At 72.6% G+C, this 2,078-nt stretch carries 3 protein-coding genes; 1 reads left to right on the forward strand and 2 read right to left on the reverse strand.

Annotated features, from left to right (window positions below):
• Both VIU94_RS05730 and VIU94_RS05735 read right to left on the reverse strand, forming a co-directional pair.
• Positions 1-817, reverse strand: an 817-nt coding sequence (locus VIU94_RS05730) for an ABC transporter permease subunit (RefSeq protein WP_331908212.1), incomplete at its 3' end; no start/stop codon positions are given.
• Between the two features lie 8 nt (positions 818-825).
• Complete coding sequence (locus VIU94_RS05735) at positions 826-1,743, reverse strand: ABC transporter ATP-binding protein (protein ID WP_331908214.1); 918 nt, start codon at positions 1,741-1,743, stop codon at positions 826-828.
• A gap of 131 nt (positions 1,744-1,874) precedes the next feature.
• Between VIU94_RS05735 and VIU94_RS05740 the strand changes: the two genes are divergently transcribed.
• Positions 1,875-2,078 (forward strand): hypothetical protein (locus VIU94_RS05740; protein WP_331908216.1); only part of this gene is annotated, 204 nt, incomplete at its 3' end.

Genomic DNA, 2,078 nt, shown 5'->3' on the forward strand with positions numbered 1-2,078 from the left:
CCAGGGTGAGTGCCACCGCGAGCAGGGGCCACAGCGCGAAGCCCGTCCAGGCCTCGGCCGCCGAGGGCAGGGCGGCAACCTCCTGGGGGTGCAGTTGGGACAGGCAGCTGCGCCAGCTGTAGTAGGGGAAGTAGCCGAACAGCTCGTTCGCCCATTGATGGACGGTCGGTTTGAAGAAGCCCGGCAGTACGACGAGCACCCCGCAGGCCGAGACGACGGACATGGCGGTATGCCGCAGGAGCGCGCCGACGCCCATGCCCACAAGGGCCGAGACCGGCGCGAGTGCCGCGTTCGCCGCGAGGACGCCCGGGACACCGGGCTCACCCAGCGAGATGCCGATGCCGCGGCCCGACAGGATGGCCTGGCTCACGAAGAACGTGCTGAACGAGACGGCCGTGCCGACGGCCAGCATGACGGCCGCGACGACGGCCGCCTTGGCCAGCACCACCCGGCTGCGGGCCGGTACCGCGGTGAACGTGGTGCGGATCAGACCGGAGGCGTACTCACCGACGATCGTCAGGGCACCGACCGTGCCCGCGCCGATCATGAGGAGGGCGACGCCGGCGCCGCTGAGTGCCTCGCTCATCGGGTCGTAGTGGGATCTCTCCTGGGGGCCGAAGTCCGGCCAGTTGTCGTACGTGTCGAGGCTGCTCTGCACGGCGAGCGCGATCAGGATCAGGACGCCGAGCCCGAGTACCCAACGCGTGGAGCGCAGGGACCACAGTTTGATCCACTCGGCGGCGATGAGGTCGCGCCGGCGGACGCGTGGCTCGGCCGGCGCCCGGGTGCGGGCGGTCTCGGCCGTCCGGGGTGTCATGAGCGAGGTCATCGGCGGTCACCCGCGAGGTACTCGGCGCGGCCGGTGGTGAGTTCCATGAACGCTTCCTCCAGCGATGCGCTGTGCGGTGCGAGCTCACGCAGCATGATCCGGTGCTCGAAGGCGAGTTCACCGACGCGGTCCGCGGTCAGCCCGGTGACCGTGAGCGTCTCCTGGCCGTCCGGTTGTACGCCGGCGCCTTCAGGGGTCAGTACGGCCGAGAGCCGGGCGGGGTCCGGGGTGCGCACGGTGACATGGGTGCGGCTGCGGGTGCCGCGCGCGGCGAACTCGTCGACGCTCTCCTCCGCGATCAGTTCGCCCCGGCCGATGACGACGAGACGGTCGGCGGTGTTCTCCATCTCGCTCATCAGATGACTGGAGACGAGCACCGTGCGACCCTCGGCGGCCAGCCCTTTGAAGAGGCCGCGCACCCATCGCACGCCCTCCGGATCCAGGCCGTTGACCGGCTCGTCGAACAGCAGCACGGGCGGGTCGCCGAGGAGGGCGGTCGCGATGCCGAGCCGCTGCCGCATTCCCAGGGAGAACCCACCGGCACGGCGGCGTGCCGCGCCCGCCAGACCCACCTCCTCCAGGACCTCCCGTACCCGGCGGCGGGGCAGCCCGTTGCTGCGGGCCAGCGCCGACAGATGGGCGGCGGCGCTGCGGCCGGGGTGGACGTCCCCCGCGTCGAGCAGTGCACCGACGTGGTGCAGGCCGGCCTGCCGCTGGGGGAACGGGCGGCCGTCGATGGTGGCGGTTCCGGCGGTCGGCCGGTTCAGGCCCAGGATCATGCGCAGGGTGGTGCTCTTGCCGGCGCCGTTCGGGCCGAGGAACCCGGTCACGGTCCCGGGCCGCACCGTGAAGCTGAGGTCGTTGACGGCGAGGACGTCGCCGTAGCGCTTGGTCAGTCCGTTGACTTCGATCACATGAATCACGGTGCCGCGCGCCGGGGGCGGGTCGCATCGCCCCAGCGACAGGGATCGGCGCCGCGCCTCGGCCCGGAGGCATACGTCTGTGGTCTGATGCCCGTCGAAGGGATGCCGCCTACGCTCGGCCCGTGTCCGAGACCACGCCGTACGCGCCCCCTCCGCCCCCGATGCATGGCCTTCCGCGCGGTGCGCGGGCAGCGGTGACGGGGTGCGCGGTGGCCGTGCTGGGGCTGCTGCTGTACGCGGCGATCGCGGGCGGCGCGGCGCCAGGCGGCGGGCCCGACAGCGAGGGCGGGGGCCTCGCGGCGGCATCGGTCGTGATGGCCGCACCG

Origin of the sequence: Streptomyces sp. (assembly GCF_036566765.1) — a bacterium.
Lineage (GTDB): Bacteria > Actinomycetota > Actinomycetes > Streptomycetales > Streptomycetaceae > Streptomyces.